Origin of the sequence: Kribbibacterium absianum (genome assembly GCF_030067705.1) — a bacterium.
GTDB classification, from domain to species: Bacteria; Actinomycetota; Coriobacteriia; order Coriobacteriales; family Atopobiaceae; genus Kribbibacterium; species Kribbibacterium absianum.
Genome location: NZ_JASJEX010000005.1, coordinates 1 through 16,345 on the forward strand (window position 1 = coordinate 1; position 16,345 = coordinate 16,345).

General features: G+C 70.0%; 15 protein-coding genes. 3 read left to right on the forward strand and 12 right to left on the reverse strand.

Annotated features, from left to right (window positions below; translation table 11 throughout):
* Positions 1-314 precede the first annotated feature (314 nt).
* The gene (locus tag QJ043_RS09135) at positions 315-596 is read right to left on the reverse strand and encodes a hypothetical protein (protein ID WP_283713522.1); all 282 of its coding nucleotides are present in this window, start codon (positions 594-596) and stop codon (positions 315-317) included.
* Between the two features lie 254 nt (positions 597-850).
* Here QJ043_RS09135 and QJ043_RS09140 point away from each other — a divergent pair, with 254 nt between their 5' ends.
* Positions 851-1,141, forward strand: coding sequence for a helix-turn-helix domain-containing protein (locus QJ043_RS09140; RefSeq protein WP_283713521.1), 291 nt, complete (start codon positions 851-853; stop codon positions 1,139-1,141).
* Positions 1,142-1,222: 81 nt separating this feature from the next.
* Here the strand turns inward: QJ043_RS09140 and QJ043_RS09145 are convergent, their stop codons facing one another.
* From QJ043_RS09145 to QJ043_RS09165, 5 genes are all read right to left on the reverse strand, one after another.
* Positions 1,223-1,864: a flavin reductase gene (locus QJ043_RS09145; protein WP_283713520.1), complete on the reverse strand. Its 642-nt coding sequence runs from the start codon at positions 1,862-1,864 to the stop codon at positions 1,223-1,225.
* 51 nt (positions 1,865-1,915) lie between these two features.
* Positions 1,916-2,806: a hypothetical protein gene (locus QJ043_RS09150; RefSeq protein WP_283713519.1), complete on the reverse strand. Its 891-nt coding sequence runs from the start codon at positions 2,804-2,806 to the stop codon at positions 1,916-1,918.
* 12 nt (positions 2,807-2,818) lie between these two features.
* Complete coding sequence (locus tag QJ043_RS09155; RefSeq protein WP_283713518.1) at positions 2,819-3,430, reverse strand: hypothetical protein; 612 nt, start codon at positions 3,428-3,430, stop codon at positions 2,819-2,821.
* A 2-nt stretch (positions 3,431-3,432) separates the two neighbouring features.
* Positions 3,433-3,759 (reverse strand): hypothetical protein, encoded by a 327-nt coding sequence (locus tag QJ043_RS09160; RefSeq protein WP_283713517.1) that lies wholly within the window; start codon positions 3,757-3,759, stop codon positions 3,433-3,435.
* A gap of 71 nt (positions 3,760-3,830) precedes the next feature.
* Positions 3,831-4,529, reverse strand: a complete 699-nt coding sequence (locus QJ043_RS09165) for a hypothetical protein (RefSeq protein WP_283713516.1) — start codon at positions 4,527-4,529, stop codon at positions 3,831-3,833.
* Positions 4,530-4,818: 289 nt separating this feature from the next.
* Here QJ043_RS09165 and QJ043_RS09170 point away from each other — a divergent pair, with 289 nt between their 5' ends.
* Positions 4,819-5,211, forward strand: coding sequence for a protease inhibitor I42 family protein (locus QJ043_RS09170; RefSeq protein ID WP_283722806.1), 393 nt, complete (start codon positions 4,819-4,821; stop codon positions 5,209-5,211).
* Here QJ043_RS09170 and QJ043_RS09175 read toward each other — a convergent pair.
* From QJ043_RS09175 to pepT, 4 genes are all read right to left on the reverse strand, one after another.
* On the reverse strand, positions 5,109-5,498 hold the full coding sequence (locus QJ043_RS09175) for a hypothetical protein (RefSeq protein ID WP_283713514.1): 390 nt from the start codon (positions 5,496-5,498) through the stop codon (positions 5,109-5,111). The two genes, QJ043_RS09170 and QJ043_RS09175, sit on opposite strands and share 103 nt — an antisense overlap.
* A gap of 149 nt (positions 5,499-5,647) precedes the next feature.
* Complete coding sequence (locus QJ043_RS09180) at positions 5,648-6,331, reverse strand: PspA/IM30 family protein (RefSeq protein ID WP_283713513.1); 684 nt, start codon at positions 6,329-6,331, stop codon at positions 5,648-5,650.
* A 30-nt stretch (positions 6,332-6,361) separates the two neighbouring features.
* On the reverse strand, positions 6,362-7,525 hold the full coding sequence (locus tag QJ043_RS09185) for a hypothetical protein (protein ID WP_283713512.1): 1,164 nt from the start codon (positions 7,523-7,525) through the stop codon (positions 6,362-6,364).
* A gap of 160 nt (positions 7,526-7,685) precedes the next feature.
* On the reverse strand, positions 7,686-8,915 hold the full coding sequence (pepT, locus tag QJ043_RS09190; protein WP_283713511.1) for a peptidase T: 1,230 nt from the start codon (positions 8,913-8,915) through the stop codon (positions 7,686-7,688).
* A gap of 160 nt (positions 8,916-9,075) precedes the next feature.
* On the opposite strand from pepT, the gene glsA reads away from it, so the two are divergent.
* Positions 9,076-10,056, forward strand: coding sequence for a glutaminase A (gene glsA, locus QJ043_RS09195; protein ID WP_283713510.1), 981 nt, complete (start codon positions 9,076-9,078; stop codon positions 10,054-10,056).
* A gap of 135 nt (positions 10,057-10,191) precedes the next feature.
* Here the strand turns inward: glsA and QJ043_RS09200 are convergent, their stop codons facing one another.
* Together QJ043_RS09200 and QJ043_RS09205 are read right to left on the reverse strand one after the other, a co-directional pair.
* On the reverse strand, positions 10,192-10,992 hold the full coding sequence (locus tag QJ043_RS09200) for an SDR family NAD(P)-dependent oxidoreductase (RefSeq protein ID WP_283713509.1): 801 nt from the start codon (positions 10,990-10,992) through the stop codon (positions 10,192-10,194).
* A 171-nt stretch (positions 10,993-11,163) separates the two neighbouring features.
* Positions 11,164-16,197: a DEAD/DEAH box helicase gene (locus QJ043_RS09205; protein ID WP_283722807.1), complete on the reverse strand. Its 5,034-nt coding sequence runs from the start codon at positions 16,195-16,197 to the stop codon at positions 11,164-11,166.
* Positions 16,198-16,345 lie beyond the last annotated feature (148 nt).

Here is a 16,345-nt window from a genome sequence, read left to right on the forward strand (position 1 = left end):
TCGTCCCCGGTTCCCCGGGGCGCCGGGTGCGCGGCGCGAGAAAGAACTATAGCCGGGCCCGCCGGGCCCGCGGCCGGGAAAGGCCGCGTTCACATTCTGTTCACAAATCGGCAGGGGCGGGCAGCATGCGCAAGAGCGTGAATCCAGTATAACGCGAGGAAAACCGCTGTCCTCCCTTTTGAGGAGTCGACACACGCTGTTCCTTGAGTTGCGAATCGACACCTCGCGAGGCCGGCAACAAAGAGAACGGCCGACCCCGGAAACCGTGGTCGGCCGTTCTCAATAGTCCTGATCAACGAGGCCTGGACGATGCGTCACCAACAATAGTTGCGCCCGAACTGATCCACGAGACTGAGCACCTCGTCATCGGAGCAGTCGATGCCGAGGGCGCGGATCCTCTCCGGCAGCTCCCCCTCGGAAGCGAGCAGGAGCGAGTCCAACTGTCGCGTGGTGTCGCGCGCGGCCTTCAGCGCGGCAAAGAACCCTTTGACCAAGCTCTCCGCGTCCACCTCCTGGTCGTCCGCGATCTGAGCCAAGGCAAGCTCGGCCTCGGGGGAGATCTCCTTCGCGACCTTCGCAAACTCCCGTGCCTTCATGGTTTCACCCCTCCGCAGCGAGGCCCCGTCGCATCTCACGTGGGGCGCTCTTGGTTGGTGAAGGTATCCCCTGCGCGGACGGGTTGTCTCCCCTAAATGTGGGGAAGCAACGAACGTGCCCATAGCTTGACCGGTCTTACAAAGAGTCTGGGGACCGTCTGTAAGGGTCGTGACCAGCGGGTTACCGGGAAGCGGGCCATTTGCTAACTACTTGTTAGTGGAGTGGCGCGCGCCTCTTACCCATCGTTTGAGCCATGGGCGAGCCAAGGACGTTTGACGAGACCAGAGCGCTCATCGGCGCCAACCTTCGCAGGGTCCGCAAGGCACGCGGCCTCTCGCAGGAGAAGGCCGGCGAGCTGGTGGGCCTGTCACGCTCGACCATGGGCTATTACGAGCAGGGTCGGCGGAATCCGAGCCTCCAGTCGCTCCACAAGATGGCGGTGGCCTACGACGTGGACCTCTCAGAGTTCTTCAGGTTCGAACGCTTCGTGCCCGCGTACCTGGACGACGAGGATCCAGAAGAAGAGCCCGAAAAGGACCAGTGAGCAAACGGCCGGGGTCGAGCAGCGCTGCTCGACCCCGGCCTTCTTATCGATGGGTGTGACGGCGCTCCCGGCCTCTCGCCCTCACTCGTGATGGTGGCAGCAGCACTCGCCGTCATGATGGTGGTGCTCGTGGTGCTCATGGCCGCAGCCGCAGTCACCGTCATGGTGATGGTGCTCGTGACCGCATCCGCACTCGTCCTCGTCATCCTCAAGAAGGGCCGCGGCGATGTACATGTGGTCGATGCGCCCCACATACATGGTGTGGAAGTCCTTGTTGGGATAGTTCTGGGCGACGAGCTCCGGCACGACGAAGTCCTGCTCCTCGAGCTGCTGGGCGTAGAGCTTGTGGCACACGACGATGAGCTCGGCCTGCTCGAAGGCCATGGACCCCGGTACCTCCATCGGCGCAAGGCCGGTGGCGAGGGCCTTGTCGGCGTCGCGGCCGCTCAACGACCCGCACGTCTCGAGGGCCTCGTGCCACTCCTCGCCAAAGAACGAGAGCGTGAAGTCGTCGGTCTGGTCCACGAACTCCTTGGTGTAGCGCTGGGGGCGCAGATAGATGGTGGCCACCGGCTTGTTCCAGAGCGTGCCCATCTGCCCCCAGGAGGCCGTCATCGTGTTCCAGGCGGAGTCGTTGCCGGCGGTGACGAGCATCCAGTCGGTACCGATCATCTCAAAGGGGTTGAACTGCAGGTCTTGCGGTTGGATCTCGACGAAGTCCATGGACCCTCTCTTTCTGCTCGAGCCCGAGGGCGCCCGGGCGCTTTCCCTCTTCTATCTCCGGGAGACGTGCGTCTCCCATTTGAGCTTCTTACCCGCCGCCGCGCACCACGTGGTTCCTCCATTGGCCGACGCATAGGACGCCCAGGGCCGGGAGTCCTTCTCGGAGGGGGCACAACGGGCCAGGTGCAGCGCAAAGAGCGCCTTCTGCACCGGCGTCGCCACATTGAAGTAGCCCTCCCAGACAAGGAACGCCTCGTCCCAGTCGCCCTGCTCCTCACGGGTCAGTTGGTTCGCGAGCGCGACGGTCTGAGCGACCCCTTGAGAGTAGGTCTTGGGGAGGCCCGCCTCGTCGAGGGCCTGGAGCGCATGGGCGGCGTCGATGAGGTCCGCAAGGCGCCGCTGGTCGAAGGCGCAGTGGGCGCGAATCTGCTCCACCAGATAGCGGGACTGCGCCGGGGCCTTGTGGTCCAGGGACCGCTCGTAGGCGGCCATCAGGTCGCACGCGGCCGCCCAGCGACCCTGCCAACGGAGCGCACGGGCGTAGTTCCAGAGCGCGCCGCCGCGGTCCTCGGGCCACTCCAACTCGAGGTAGGCCAAGTAGCGGTCCCCGTAGGCCACCGGGTCGCACTGGTCGTCGAGCATCGCCGCAAACCGGGCGCCGAGCTTCTGACGGCGCGAGAAGAGCAGGAAGAACAACACGAGCGCGAGCACCACCGCGAGGTTGGTGGCCCCGTTCAGGACGCCCTGCGCCGTCGGCGCCAGCTGCGCCACGAGCAGACAGGACAGCCCGACGACGCAAGTGGCCACGAGGCCGACCACGAGCCGACGCTCCGGGCGCACCACCTCGTCGCGCGCCCATGCCTGGGCCTCGGGAGTCGGCTCGTCCCCGAGCGTCGCACGGATGAAGCCGGCGACGTCCGAGCGTTTGCCCTTTGCTGCCATCACGGGTCCTGTCTACTCGGCGGTGCCCACGTCGAACGTGGCGGTGTCGAGCACCGACTGGTAGGTGCTCCAGTCCGCATCGTAGCTGTCCTCGGGGCAGAGCGCCGTGATCGCGACCACCGTCTCGCCGGAGCCGACGAGAAGCTGCACGCCCCGGCATGCGACGTCCCCCACGCTCCTCTCGAGCGGGAGCTCCGCTAGGTACCGGCCGTCCTTCTCGGTCACCGCGACGGACGAGGGGTCGATCGAGAGACCTTCGGAGGCCACCATCGTGGCGACAAAGCCGGTCATGGCCTCCGAGGAGTCCACACCCTCCCCCATCGACATCAAGTCGGAGCTTTGCTCGGACACCTCGATGTAGCCGGCGCCCGAAGGGGGCTCGATGCCGGCCACCCCACCGGTGGAGACGGCCTGCCACCCGTCGGGCACGCGAAGCGTGACCCCTTGGGCCGTGAACGTGCCGTCAGCAACGGCCGTCGTCGTGGGCTGTCCTGCCGTTGCGCCCGAGGGCGCAGAGCCGTCCGCGCCTGAGGGTGCAGAGCAGCCGACCAGTCCGAGCGTCGCGACAAGCGCGACCGCCAGGACGGCGGTCAACGGGGCGCACGTCCATTTCTTCTCGCCCATGGTCAGTCCCCCGCCTCATCGACAGCGGCCGCCAGGTCGACGGCCGCGACCGCGCTGTCCTGGGAGCGCTCGGTCGCGAGCACCCGCGCGCGGGCCTCCTCCGCGTCACGCTCCAGGTACTCACCGGCGGCTGAGTCGGAGTCGAGCATCACGGACTCGTTCCCAAGCGCGGCGGCGAAGAGCCCCTCCGTCTGTCCGTCCACGCGATCCTCGACCACAGGGGTCTCGCTCGGCGCGTCAGTGGTGGGGTGCCCCGGGCCCTGGTCGTCGGGGTCGAACTCCGCCCCGCGCCACGGACGGTCGGCGCTCCGGTTGACCTTCTCCTTCATGGGATGCTCCTTCGCGACGTCGTCTCATCGCACAGGTCTGTACCCGTCCGCGCGACAGGAGCCGGCGCGGCTCAGGCCTTGGCCTCGCTTTTGTCGGGGGACTGAACGGCCGGTTCCCGACGAGGGCCCCGGTCGTCCAACAGGTTCTCCATGCCGTATGCCTCGGCGGCCTCCTGAGAGAGCTCGTAGCCACCCATCGGGTCGTCGAGGTCCATCGAGTCCGAGATCGCGTACGGATCGATGGACTCGTCGGCGCCGCCCACCACGCGGGGGTCGTCGGCCAGCTCGTCGCGCTCATAGAGGGCACACTCGAGCCTCCAGAAGGGAGCACAGATCCACGGGGCCGCGTCCGGGTCGTAGGAGGCCTTCTTGTTGGCAGCGGCGAGCACATAGAAATACGGGGGCGCGACGAGGGCGAGGATCTGCCAGCCGGCCCCCAAATGGAAGCACTGCGCGAGGGCCATCGAGGACCAGCCATAGAGGACGAACCCGATGCAGAGCGGGATGCCCCAGAACTGCCCCACCTCCGGCCACGGCACCATCCACAACACGACGATGGCGGCCAGGCAGACCAGCTCCGCAAAGAAGAGAACCACCGTGTGAGCGGCCCGGAACAGCTGGAACTCGCCCCAGAAGGGCACGAGAATGTGCCAACCGTGCTCTCCCGTCTTGCGGAGAACCGCCCATCCGCCGACAAAGAAGCAGCCGAGCCCCACGAGCAGCAACGCGAACGCCACCGACACGAGAATCGAAAACGTCAGCGCCCCCATTGGTCCCTCCGCCCCGAGCTCACGACACGACACCGCCCAACGATGTCAACCTACCCTTGGCACCGGTGCGTAACAGGCAGTCCTCGCTTTTTTCTTCGCCCGCAACGCACCGCCACAGAACGAAAGATGGGCCCGACATGGAGGGTGCATCGTGAGGGTGTGAAGCCAGACAACCTGCACATCTCCAAGGGCGACGCTCGGCCACTATGGCGTGCAAGTACACAGGGACGCGGTGTCGTGAGGAGGCTCCGTGCGGTCAGCGGCGAAAGTGTTGGGCGGAGTCGCAGCGTTGGGCCTCGCTCTTGTGCTCTGCGGGGTCGCCTTCTCCGACCGGGCCTCGGCGCCTACCGTGACCGTGCAGCTGCCGGCCAACCGCGCCGCCGGGCTTGAATGGACGCTGGATGTGGAGCCGGCCGGCTCCTTCCAAGAGGTCTCCCAGGACTACGCGGCCGTCGACGGCAGCCATCCCGACTCCGCCGGCGTGCAGACCTTCGTGCTGCGTGCCACGTGCCAGGGCGACTCGACGGTGAGCTTCTCCTGCGTGAACGCCTCCGATGGCTCCGTGGACTCGACCGCCGTCTACCGCTTCAGCACGGACGGCCCGACGATCTCGCGCGAGTCCGTGGACACGGATATCTCGTCCGAGCTGATGGCCCCATGGGAGGCCGAGAGCGCGGCCTGACGGTCCGGAAGGCGCCCCCAGAGCCAGAGGCCCCCGAGGATGAGCTCCGCCGCAAGGCCGCTGCCGAGACAGACGGCCTGGACGAGCGGGCCGCCGAACAGCCCGGCCGCCACCGATGCCCCAAGGGCCACAAGACCGAAGACCAACATCCAGGTGGCCACGGCCGCCTGGTCGTCCCACGAGAAGCGCACGGCCCCCTGCTCGGGAAGGCCCGTGCGACCGAGGGTGAGGCCCCACGCGACCATGGGGAGCACGAACAGCAGCACCGTCGCCAATCCCTGCACCATGGTCGCCTCCCTGATCCCGCGACGCGCTCCTCAACAAAAAGAAGTGCATCGATATGTGGCTTCTCGATGCACTTCTTTCCCCGTGGGCAGGAAAGGCTATTCGGCGGACAGCCGGCGAGCGGCTGCGTATCAGCGGGCAGCGGCGTTGACTAGCTGAGCCCCATCTCCCTCTTCATGCGCTCCAGCTCGTCGTCCACCGCCGCCGTCTGACCGGCCGCGGCGTACTTCTTCTCGAGGGAGGAAGCCGGGTCCTCGGGCTGGCCGTTGAGCTCTTCCATCGCGTTCGACCGGTCGAGCATCGCGTCGGCCTTCGCCTCCATGCGCTCGAAGGCGGCCATCGCGCCCTCGGCCTTGTCGGCGCCCCCGGTCATCCGATTGACCTTGTCCTGGGTCTTGGCGACGGCGGCCTTGGCCTTGATCGTGTCGCGGCGCCCCTTGAGCGTGGTGATGTCGTTCACAAGCTTGTCGTGCATCGCGCGCATCTTCTCGGCGTTCTCATGGGCCGCCTCGTAAGCGGTCATGAGGCCGACGTTCTTCTCCACCAGCTGCTGCTTCTTGGCCAGGAACGTGCGGGCGTCGTCCTCGTTGCCGGCCGCCAGGGCCTTGCGGGCGAGGCCGTCGTACTTGTCGACCTCGGCCTGGTTGGCGTCGACGAGACGCTTGCAGCGAGCCTCCTCCGCCATCACGCCGGCCGTTGCCTCCTTGACCTCGGCGAGGCTCTCGGTCAGCTCGCGAAGGTACTGGTCCACCATCTTCGCGGGGTCCTCCGCCTTGTCGAGCAGATCGTTGACGTTGGCCTTGATGATGGAGCTGAAGCGATCCAGGATGCCCATGGCACTCCCCTTTCCGTCAGGCGCTCGCGCCTAATGGCCGTCCTTGGTGGAGGCGTCCTGCGCGGACGCGTCGCCGCCGGCCGGCTTGTCCTCGTACTTTTTCTCGAGGTCCTCGAGGCTCTGGTCCCCAAAGGTCTCGAGCGGCGTGTTGAGCAGGTCGTCGATCCTCTTCTGCTCCGCCGCCTGCTTCTCCTTGCGCTTCTTGACCACAACGTAGGCCACGCCCCCGACGACCACGGCGCCCACGACAACGCCGATCGCGATGGCTCGGGTCCGGCCGGCCGGGGCGCCCATGATCGTGCGGCCGGTGTCATCGAAGGTTTTCGAGAAGACCTCCTCGTCCGAGATGGACGTGGTGTTGTAGTACTTCTCGAGGTTCTGGGCGAGAATCCGGACCGCCTCGGAGTCCATGACGGAGGTGGTTGCCGAGCCGCCGCAGTAGCCCCAGACGTACCCGCCGCTGCCGTCGTCGCAGAAGACCATCAGGAAGTGGCCCTCGTCGTCGAAGAGCTGGTCGTAGAGCTCGGTCGCCTTGGCGGAGCACGCCGAGCTGGAGGTCACCGACCCGTTGGGCAGGATGTAGACGTACGGCGCGACGCCCGTCGTGTTGTAGAAGGCCGTGAGGCCGGACTCGAGCGCGGCCGGGGTGTGGATCCAATCGCCGTCCTCGTCGGTGTAGAGGGCGGTGACGACCGCCGTGCCCTCAGCGAGCCGGGTGCGGTCGACCGTGGACTCCACCTGCGCCTGGGAGGAACCCGAGCCGGAACCAAAGGTGGTGCCCCCGCAACCGAAGGAGGTCGCGAGCACCACCACGAGCAGGATCGCGCAGACGACGATAAAGAGGGTGCCGCACCCGCAGCCGGTGCTCGGACGGTCGTCGTTGGCGGAGTTGCGGCCGGTCGCGGCGTTCCCCGCCGCCGAGCCGAGCATGCCGCCGAGGAACGCGCCCCCAAAGCCGGAGCCGGGACGGCGCCTGCGCGGAGGGGGCCCGAACACCGGGCCGCGCGGCCCTCCCATGCCGAAACCCGGCATGCCGACGCGCGGGACGCGCCCCATGCCGCCGCGGGCGCCGACGGGGCCGCTCCGGCCTCCAGAGCCGCCTCGGGCGCCGCCGGAGAAGCCACCGCTGGAACGGCCACCGCCGGCCCCGCCGCCACCGGAACGACCTCCGCCGCCACCGCCGGAACGACCCATGACGCCCTCCTCAAAGTGATGTCGTGCGGTTCAGTGTACCCAGAACCAGCCGAGTCCCTGAGTGGCCGAGACCCTCAGACGAGGGGCCGTGTCCCCGCGCGGGGAGCCGGGCGCCCCCTCCCCGTTCCCGAACGCTCGAACCCCCGTGCCGAGCAACCCGCTAGACGAAGCGGGCCACGAGGTCCTGAAGGATGTCCGTAACGGCCTCGAGGGCCCGCACCGGCACAAACTCGCGGAGCGAGTGACAGAGCGCGCCGCCAGTGCCGAGGTTGGGGCACGGCAGGCCGCGGAACGTGAGCTGGGCGCCGTCGGTGCCGCCGCGGATGGCGCGCACCTGGGGCTCGACGCCGCAGGCGCGCGTGGCGGCCAGTGCGTTGTCGACGAGGAACGGCACGTCCGTGAGGTGCTCCGCCATGTTGCAGTACTCCTCGTGGAACGCGACCGAGACGCGCCCGGTTCCGTACTTCTCGTTGAGGTAGCCGGCCGCCGTCTCGAGCAGGACGCGGCGATGGGCCATGCCCGCGGCGTCGAAGTCGCGAAGGATGTAATGGGCGCGGACCTCGCCGCAGTCGCCGGTGAGGTTGGTGCAGTGGAAGTAGCCCTCGTAGCCCTCGGTGTTCTCGGGGCGCTCGTCCTGCGGCAGCATCGCGTCGAGCTGGCGCCAGAGCGTGAGGGCGTTGACCATGCGGTGCTTGGCGTCGCCGGGATGCACGACGGAACCGGTGATCGTGACGTCCGCGCCGACGGCGTTGAAGCACTCGTAGGAGATCTCGCCCACGGGGCCGCCGTCGACGGTGTAGGCGTAGGCGGCGCCGAACGCGTCGAGGTCGAGCAGGGACGCGCCATGGCCGATCTCCTCGTCGGGGACAAAGGCGATGCGCAGCGGCGGGTGCGGGAGCTCGGGGTTCTCGGCGATGCGGGCGACGAGGGCCATGATCTCGGCCACGCCCGCCTTGTCGTCGGCCGAGAGGAGCGTGGTGCCGTCAGACGTGATGACGAGGCCTCCGGCATATGCAGCGAGCGTGGGCACCTCGTCCGGCAGCACCGTGAGGTCGCCCATCCCAAGCGCGCCGCCTTCATAGAGGGTGACCTGCGGCTTGACGCCGGTGTTCGGCACGTCATGGCTGACGTCGATATGGGCGATGAGGGCGAGGGGCTCGGCCGCCTCGGCCCCGGGCGACGCGGGCACGGCGGCGGTGACGTACGCGTGCTCGTCCGTGGCGACGTTGTCGCACCCGAGGGCCGCCAGCTCCTCGGCCAGCAGCCGCGCCATGTCGTGCTGCTGCGGAAGGGAGGGGACCCGGTCCTCAGGGGCGTCCGGATCGCCGGGCGAGTCCACCTGGACGTACCGAAGGAAGCGTTGTGCGACGTCGGGGAGCTGATCGGTCATGGGGAGTGCCTTTCTCGCGTGGTTCCGAGACAACACTACCCCCTCGGGGGGCGCGCGGCACCGTCAGAGCCGTCCGGCCGCACGCGAACGGGGCGCCGTGGCCGGGGCATCCGCGAGAAGCGGGTACAGGCCGGAAAACCTCAGGAGAACAGGAGCGAGCATGGCCATCGGCGCGTTCCACACCTTCACCAAGGCCCAGATCAAAGCAGCCGTCGCCCAGGCCTATGACGAGGCCAAGCAGGTCACCGGCGGCGAGAACGCCCACTACATCCCGTACCTCGCAAACGTGGACCCGAGCCTGTTCGGGCTCTCCGTGTGCCTGGCCGACGGCACGCGGTTCTCCATGGGCGACACGAGCTCCGTCTTCGGCATCGAGTCCGTCTCGAAAGTGCCGACGGCGGCGCTCGTGATGGAACAGTCCGGCGCCGAGACCGTGCGCAAGGACATCGGCGCCGACGCGACGGGGCTGCCCTTCAACTCGGTGCTGGCCGTCTGCCTGGAGAACGACCGACCCTCCACGCCGCTCGTGAACGCCGGCGCCATGGCCGCGTGCTCGATGGTGGAGCCGCAGGGCCAGGCCGAGGGCAAGTGGCGCGAGATCCGGCAGAACATCGAGGCGCTCTGCGGCTCGCCGGTGGCCGTGATCGACGAGCTCTATCGCAGCGAGAGCGCCACGAACTTCCAGAACCGGTCCATCGCCTGGCTGCTCAAGGACTACGGGCGCCTGTACGACGACGTGGAGATGTCCGTGGACCTCTACACGCGGCAGTGCTCCCTCGGCGTGACGGCCGAGCAGCTGGCGATCATGGCCGCCACCATCGCGAACGGCGGCGAGAACCCCGTGACCGGCGAGCGCGTGTTCGCCGAGAAGCTCGCAGGCCCCCTGACCTCGCTGATCGCCACCGTGGGCTTCTATCAGAACACCGGCGACTGGCTCTACGAGAGCGGCATCCCCGCCAAGACGGGCGTGGGCGGCGCCGTGCTCGGCGTGATGCCGGGGCTCTTCGGCGTGTGCGCATTCGCGCCGCCGCTGGACGGGGCCGGCAACTCGGTGCGCGGCCAAGCGGCGGTGAAGGCGCTCATGCGGATCCTCGACCTGTCGATCTTCGACGCGCGGCACCTGTCCCTGGTGGGCGACTGAGCCAAGGAGCGTGAGCGCCCGACCCGAAGACAAGGGACGGGGCGCGCCCGCAGCCCTGGCCGGAACCGGCCGAGAGCCTGCGGGCGCGCCCCGTCGCAAAGCTGGCCCCCTCGGGCCACGCTCCCTGTCCCTGGTTTACCAAGTGCGCGAGTTGAGGGCGCGGAACGCGGCCACCGTCGTGGTGTGGGAGTTGAGGCCGCCGTCGACGTCCATGATCTGGCCGGTCACGTAGGCGCTCTCATCGGAGGCCAGGTAGACGCACAGGTGCCCGATGTCCTCCGGGCAGCCATAGCGGTTGACCAGGATGTTGTCGAGGAAGATGTCCTTCAGCACCTGCGGCACGTGCGCGTCGTTCTCGGGGGTCACGATGAGGCCCGGGCGCACGCAGTTGCAGCGGATGTTGTCGCGGCCGTACTGCACCGCCGTGTACTCGGTGAGCGAGTTGACGCCGGCCTTGGCGCACGCGTAGGCCACCGAGCCCAGGTCGCCCGCGACGGACGCGCTGGAGCCGATGTTGATGATCGAGCCGCCGCCGTTCTTCTGCATGTGGGGCAGCACGCACTGCGTCGCGTAGAAGGTGCCGGTGAGGTCGCTCTCGATGATGGCGTCCCACATGTCGAGGGACACCTCGTCCACGCGGCCGTCCTTGAGGCCGACGTTGGCGGCGTTGTTGACGAGCACGTCCACCTTGCCGTAGGTCTCGGCGGTGTCGTCGATGAGCTTCTTGACCGTGTCGGTGTCCGTGACGTCCAGGAAGTGATAGGACGCCTTGCCGCCGTCCGCGACGATGCGGTCGACGATGGCCTGGCCCTTCTCCTGGCGACGGCCGCAGATGACCACCTGCGCGCCCTCCTTGGCGAACAGCGTGGCGATGCCGACGCCGATGCCACTGGTGGAGCCGGTGACGATGGCGACCTTGCCCTGCAAACGATCCATGGGTCCCTCTTTCCTCAAGCGGAGGCCCGCACAGCGCGGGCCGCCTCCCCTGCAGTGTGGGAAAGGCCCGCGCCGCGAACCTTTCGCCCTTGTAGTGTAGGGAACTTTCAAGAAACGGCCAGCGGATCGATGGAAGCTGCACGGCCGTTCGGGGCGCGCGCCGTGACGCGGCTACAGCGGAGGAAGGTAGAGGCGAAGGCCGTCCGTCGAGCGCACGAAGCCGGCGGACTGCAGCACGGGCGCCCAGGGGCTCTTGAGCGCCGGCTCCCCGTTCACGCTCTCCACCAGCAACTTCTCCAGGGCCGGCGAGGTGCCGTTGCGCCGGGCGCCGTCGCTTATCCAGCGGGCGCAGGCCTCGAGCGCGCGGGCGACGCTGTCCTCGTCGGACGAGAACACCGCAAGGCTCTTGAGCCGGGGCGCCGCATACAGCACGGGGGCACCCCCCGAAAAGGCCACCATCGCGCCGGCCGCGCGGGACAGCCGCGGGACGTTGGTGCCGGACACGCATGTCCCATCGGGCGGGACGTTGGTGCCGGACACGGGCGTCCCAGCGGGGTCTCCTTCGTCCGGGCCTGGTCCCTCCACGGGAGCGGGCCACGGGACGCAGGCGCCGAACACGTTGGCCGGGTCCGCCGCACCGAGCACGACCACGGGCGCCCGGCTCCCTCCCTCGCTCTCCGCCACCGCCCGCAGGGCCTCCACCGTGTCCCTGGTCGCGAACTGCAGGTTGCCAAGCCCCTCCACGAACGTGCCGCGCAGCAGCACGCCGGCCTCTTCCATCGCCCGCAACACCGGGTACAGCGCCTGGAACCCGCCGGGCACGCCGGCCACCGTCGCCACGCTCGGCGCGAGCACGCCGTAGCGGGCGAGCAGCGACCCCACCAGGGCGATGGCCCGCTCGGCCGCGGGGACGTCCGGCTCGACGGCGGCCGACCACAGCCCATGGGACGCAGCGGGGGCGGCCACAGCCCCGGTGTCACCGAGAACCGCGCTCGCCCGTGTGGCGGCGGCCGCGCGCGAGCCGTACCGGGAGCGCGAGCGGCGCGTTGGTCTGGCCGGCTTGGATGTCGCCGCCGTGGCAGCCCGGCGCGCCGGCGAGAACGACTGGTTGAGCACGGTGCCCTCCCAGAGCAGGCGGGTGAGCTCCTCGGACGCCTCGCTCGGCGTCGCGGCGGCGGCCTCCGGCGCCGGTTGCGCGCGCAGGGCGGCCATCACGCCATCAAAGGACCAGCGGCCACCGGCGGCCAGCGCCGCCAACACGCCAGCACGGAGGGCCTGCTCCCCTTCGAGCGACTCCGTCTCGCTCGGCACCGCTATATCGCCAGGGCCGGCGGCGGGCAGCGGGGCGAACGGCGAGTCGGTCGGGAAGAACGCCGCGACGCGACGCTCGGCCCCCTCGTTGGCACCGGGCCGCTCGGAGGCGCGGGAGCCGCCCTGCCACACCACGTCGCCCGAGGCCAGAAGCTCGTCCAAAAGGGCGGGCCGGTACCCGCGCACGCGCGCCGGGAAGACCTGCGACTCCCAGAGCCCCGGCTCCAGGAACACGCCCTCGTACACCGAGACGCACTCGGCCAACGCGTCGAGCGGGTCCGCGTCCACCGGCAACCCCACCGCCTGCAGCCGGAGCACCTGCGCAGACCAGGCCGCAGCCGGCTGAGGGGCCGTCTCGCTGCGGGCCTTCTCGAGGGAGCGCGCGCGCAACAGCCGCTGCGCGGACGTGGCGACCCAGCGGCGGGCGCCCTGCTCGTCCGTGCCGTAATCCGCCGAGAGCACCGAGCCCTCCGAGCAGAGCGCCCCGAGCGCGTCCGCGACGAGCGCACGGCCAAGGCCGAGATGCGCCGCCAGCGCCTCCGTCGAGAACGGCCCGTGCGTCTTGGCATAGCGCGACGCGAGCGCCATGAGGCCGGAGGTGCGCGGGGGCAACGCAGGCGCCGGGGGCGCCCAGGCCGGCACCTCGCAGCCGAGCACGTCCTGCAGCAGCCCCAGGTCCTGCGCGACCGCCCAGCGCGGCTCGCCGGCGATCCGAACGAGCGCGATGCGCCGAGCGGCGTCCAGCTCGTCGAGCCACACGGGCGCCTCGTCCGGGTCATCGCAGCGCGCGGCCACGTCGACCGTGCTCAGCGGCCCGAGCGTGCGGAGCATCGTCGCGACGCCCTCGCGGCCCGTGGCCTTTCTTCCGGGGGCCAGCCACTGCAGCTCGCGGCCCACCTGTTCGATCACTTCCGGGTCCACGAGCGACGCGGCGTCGGGGGTGCCGAGGATCTCGCCGAGCAGCGCCGGGTCCACGGCCAGCGCGGCGGCGCGGCGCTCTGCGTGCGGCTTGTCGTCGTCGTAGAGGTGCGCCATCGTGTAGCCGAAGAGCAGGTTGGCGCAGAAGGGCGACGGCACCGCCGTGTGCGCGGAGTGGATCTGGATCCGACGGGAGCGCAGGCCGCCCATGACCTCGAGCAGGCCGTCGAGGTCGTACACGTCGGTGAGGCACTCGCGGGCGGCCTCCACCAGCAGCGGGTGCGACTCGGCCGTCTTGGCGGCCTCGAGCAGCTGGCCCGCCTGCATGCGTTGCAGCCACAGGGGCGCGCGCTTGCCGAAGTCGCGCGGGGTCACGAGCAGCGCACGGGCGCAGCACTCACGGAAGCGCGCGGCGAACAGGGCGGTCTCAGCCACGTGGCTCTGCACGAGCGCCCGCAGCTCGTCGTCCTCGAAGACGAACACATCGGGGCCCGGCCCCGATGCCCCCGGCCCGGGCTCCGGCACGCGCATCACGATGCCGTCGTCCGCAGCCATGGCCTCGGGGTCGAAGCCCCACCGGCGACGCACCCGCTCGGACACCGCGAGCGTCCATGGCTCGTGCACCGCGCGCCCGAACGGCGAGTGGAGCACCATGCGCAGGTCGCCCGTCTCGTCCTGGGCGTACTCCACCACCAGCTCGCGGTCGCTTGGCACCGCCCCGGTGGCGGCCCGCTGGCGCACGGCGAGCGCGCAGAGGTTCGCGCGGGCGTTCTTCTCGAGGCCCCAACGCTCGAGGTCGCGCTCCAACTCCCGGTCCGGTTGCCCCGCCGCGTCCGGCAGGCCCCGGTCCAGCTCCCGGAGCAGCGCTCCCTTGCGTTTGCCGTCCTCATAGGGGCGGCTCGGGCCCTCGCCATGCCAGAACGGCAGGCGCGCGGCCGTGGCGTCGGCCCGCTGGACGAGCACCCGGTCGTTCTCGATGCGCGTGATGCGCCAGGACGTGGTGCCGAGCATGATCACGTCGCCGACGCGCGACTCGTGGACCATCTCCTCGTCCAGCTCGCCCACCCGGCGGCGCGAAGTGCCGCGCCCGGTCTTGCCGGTGGCTCCCGGCTCCACTTCGTTCTCCACGAGTACCGGGTAGAGACCACGGTCCGGGATGGTGCCGGCGAGCGCCACAGCCAGCCGCGAGCCGAGCGGCAGCACGGACACGGTGTCGGCGTCGCGGTCCCACTGGATGCGCGGCGCCACGGCGCCAAGCTCCGTGCCGCCCGTCTCGCCGGCGAGCAGGGTCAGCACGGAGTCCATCGCCACGCGCGACAGGTCGCGGTAGTTGGCCGAGCGGCGCACCTCGCCGAGCCAGTCGCCCACGGCGAACGGCCCCTGTGTTGCGCGGGCGACGGTCTGCTGCGCCAACACGTCGAGCGGCTGGCGCACGAGGCGCGTCTCCTCGATGGCCCCCTCGAGCATCCCTGCGGCCGCGACCGTGCAGTCCAGCACGTCCATGCGCGTGCGGGGGTACAGCACCGCCTGGCTGCGGCCCCTCACAAAGTGATTGGCGCGCCCCACCCGCTGCAGCCCCGCAGCCACCGAGAGCGGCGCGCCGACCTGCAGCACGAGGTCCACGGACCCCATGTCGATGCCCAGCTCGAGAGACGACGTCGCCACGACGCACTTGAGCTGGCCGGACTTGAGGTCCGATTCGATCTGGGCGCGCTTCTCCTTGGACACCGAGCCGTGGTGCGCACGGGCGACCACCGGCATGCCCTCCGGGGGCGCGACCACGTGGGTGGCCGGCGACCCGTAGCTGCCGCGGTAGGCGCCCTCCTCCGCCGCGGGCGCGACCCAACCGAGCCGCTCGGCGTGCAGCTCGTTGAGGCGCGAGCAGAGCCGCTCGCAGAGGCCGCGGGAGTTGACGAAGACGATGGTCGAGCCGTGCGCCTCCACCTGGTCGAGCACCTCGGCCTCGATGTGCGGCCAGATCGAGCGCGACCCCGCGCGGCTCTCGCGCGTGAGCTTGCGGCGCTCGGCGGCGAGCCTGCGCTCCATCGCGGCGTTGCCGTTCCCGCGAGCCGGCTTGTCGGCGGCCTCGGCCCCCGCCATCTGCGCCTTGAGCGTGCGGTCCGTCTTCCACGCGTCCTTCTCGGACACGTGCGGCGCGCCGGCGCGCCTCCTCGGCGAGAAGACAGGCACCGCCGTGAGGTCGTCCACCGGCACGCGCACCGTGAGGTCCATGGCCGGGCGCTCGCCGGCGTCCACGACCTCGCAGGGCGCCGCGCCGCCGAGGAACTCCGCCACGCGCTCCACCGGGCGCACGGTTGCCGACAGGCCGATGCGCTGGGCCGGGCGTTCCAACAGCGCGTCGAGCCGCTCCAACGAGAGCGACAGGTGCGCGCCGCGCTTGGAACCGGCGATGGCGTGCACCTCGTCCACGATGACCTGCCGCACCCCGGCGAGCATCGAGCGCGCCTTGGACGTGAGGATCAGGTAGAGCGACTCCGGTGTCGTGATGAGGATGCGCGGCGGGTTGCGCACCATGCGCTGGCGCTCCGACTGCGGCGTGTCGCCCGTCCGCATGCCAATGGTGACGGCCGGCTCCACGCCCGCCTCGCGCGCCATGACCTCGGCGACGCCGTCGAGCGGTGCGCGAAGGTTCTTCTCGACGTCGGCCGCGAGGGCCTTCATCGGCGAAACGTAGAGGATCTCAACCCCGCGCCGGTCGGCCTTCGCGGGCGCGCCCTGGTCGAGGGGCGACGGGAGGCCGGCATCCTCCCGGACCAGCCCGTCGATGCCCATGAGGAACGCGGCGAGCGTCTTGCCCGAGCCCGTCGGCGCGACGACCAGCACGTTCCCGCCCGCCTGGATGCGCGGCCATGCGGCCTCCTGCACCGCCGTGGGCCCGTCGAACGTGGACGAGAACCACTGGCGCACCCAGGGAGAGAAGCCTTCGAGCACCGATCCGGTCCGCATGTCGTCCATGGCTCCCTTTGCCTCGCGCCTGTTTGCAAGGGATTGTCTACCCAGTGGCCGCCGGCTGGCCAGTGCCGTGCCCAACGCGGTGACCGGCTCCAGAATGCGCGACGCGGCCGCAGCCCGGGTGGCTACGGCCGCGTCGCGCGCAGGTCAT

Coding starts and splice junctions, on each gene's coding strand:
- QJ043_RS09185 (WP_283713512.1), bottom strand. CDS start 7,525: ATGGGTCGTTCCGGCGGTGGCGGCGGAGGTCGTTCCGGTGGCGGCGGG.
- QJ043_RS09150 (WP_283713519.1), bottom strand. CDS start 2,806: ATGGCAGCAAAGGGCAAACGCTCGGACGTCGCCGGCTTCATCCGTGCG.
- QJ043_RS09205 (WP_283722807.1), bottom strand. CDS start 16,197: ATGGACGACATGCGGACCGGATCGGTGCTCGAAGGCTTCTCTCCCTGG.
- QJ043_RS09180 (WP_283713513.1), bottom strand. CDS start 6,331: ATGGGCATCCTGGATCGCTTCAGCTCCATCATCAAGGCCAACGTCAAC.
- QJ043_RS09145 (WP_283713520.1), bottom strand. CDS start 1,864: ATGGACTTCGTCGAGATCCAACCGCAAGACCTGCAGTTCAACCCCTTT.
- QJ043_RS09140 (WP_283713521.1), top strand. CDS start 851: ATGGGCGAGCCAAGGACGTTTGACGAGACCAGAGCGCTCATCGGCGCC.
- QJ043_RS09160 (WP_283713517.1), bottom strand. CDS start 3,759: ATGAAGGAGAAGGTCAACCGGAGCGCCGACCGTCCGTGGCGCGGGGCG.
- QJ043_RS09165 (WP_283713516.1), bottom strand. CDS start 4,529: ATGGGGGCGCTGACGTTTTCGATTCTCGTGTCGGTGGCGTTCGCGTTG.
- QJ043_RS09175 (WP_283713514.1), bottom strand. CDS start 5,498: ATGGTGCAGGGATTGGCGACGGTGCTGCTGTTCGTGCTCCCCATGGTC.
- QJ043_RS09155 (WP_283713518.1), bottom strand. CDS start 3,430: ATGGGCGAGAAGAAATGGACGTGCGCCCCGTTGACCGCCGTCCTGGCG.
- QJ043_RS09135 (WP_283713522.1), bottom strand. CDS start 596: ATGAAGGCACGGGAGTTTGCGAAGGTCGCGAAGGAGATCTCCCCCGAG.
- glsA (WP_283713510.1), top strand. CDS start 9,076: ATGGCCATCGGCGCGTTCCACACCTTCACCAAGGCCCAGATCAAAGCA.
- pepT (WP_283713511.1), bottom strand. CDS start 8,915: ATGACCGATCAGCTCCCCGACGTCGCACAACGCTTCCTTCGGTACGTC.
- QJ043_RS09200 (WP_283713509.1), bottom strand. CDS start 10,992: ATGGATCGTTTGCAGGGCAAGGTCGCCATCGTCACCGGCTCCACCAGT.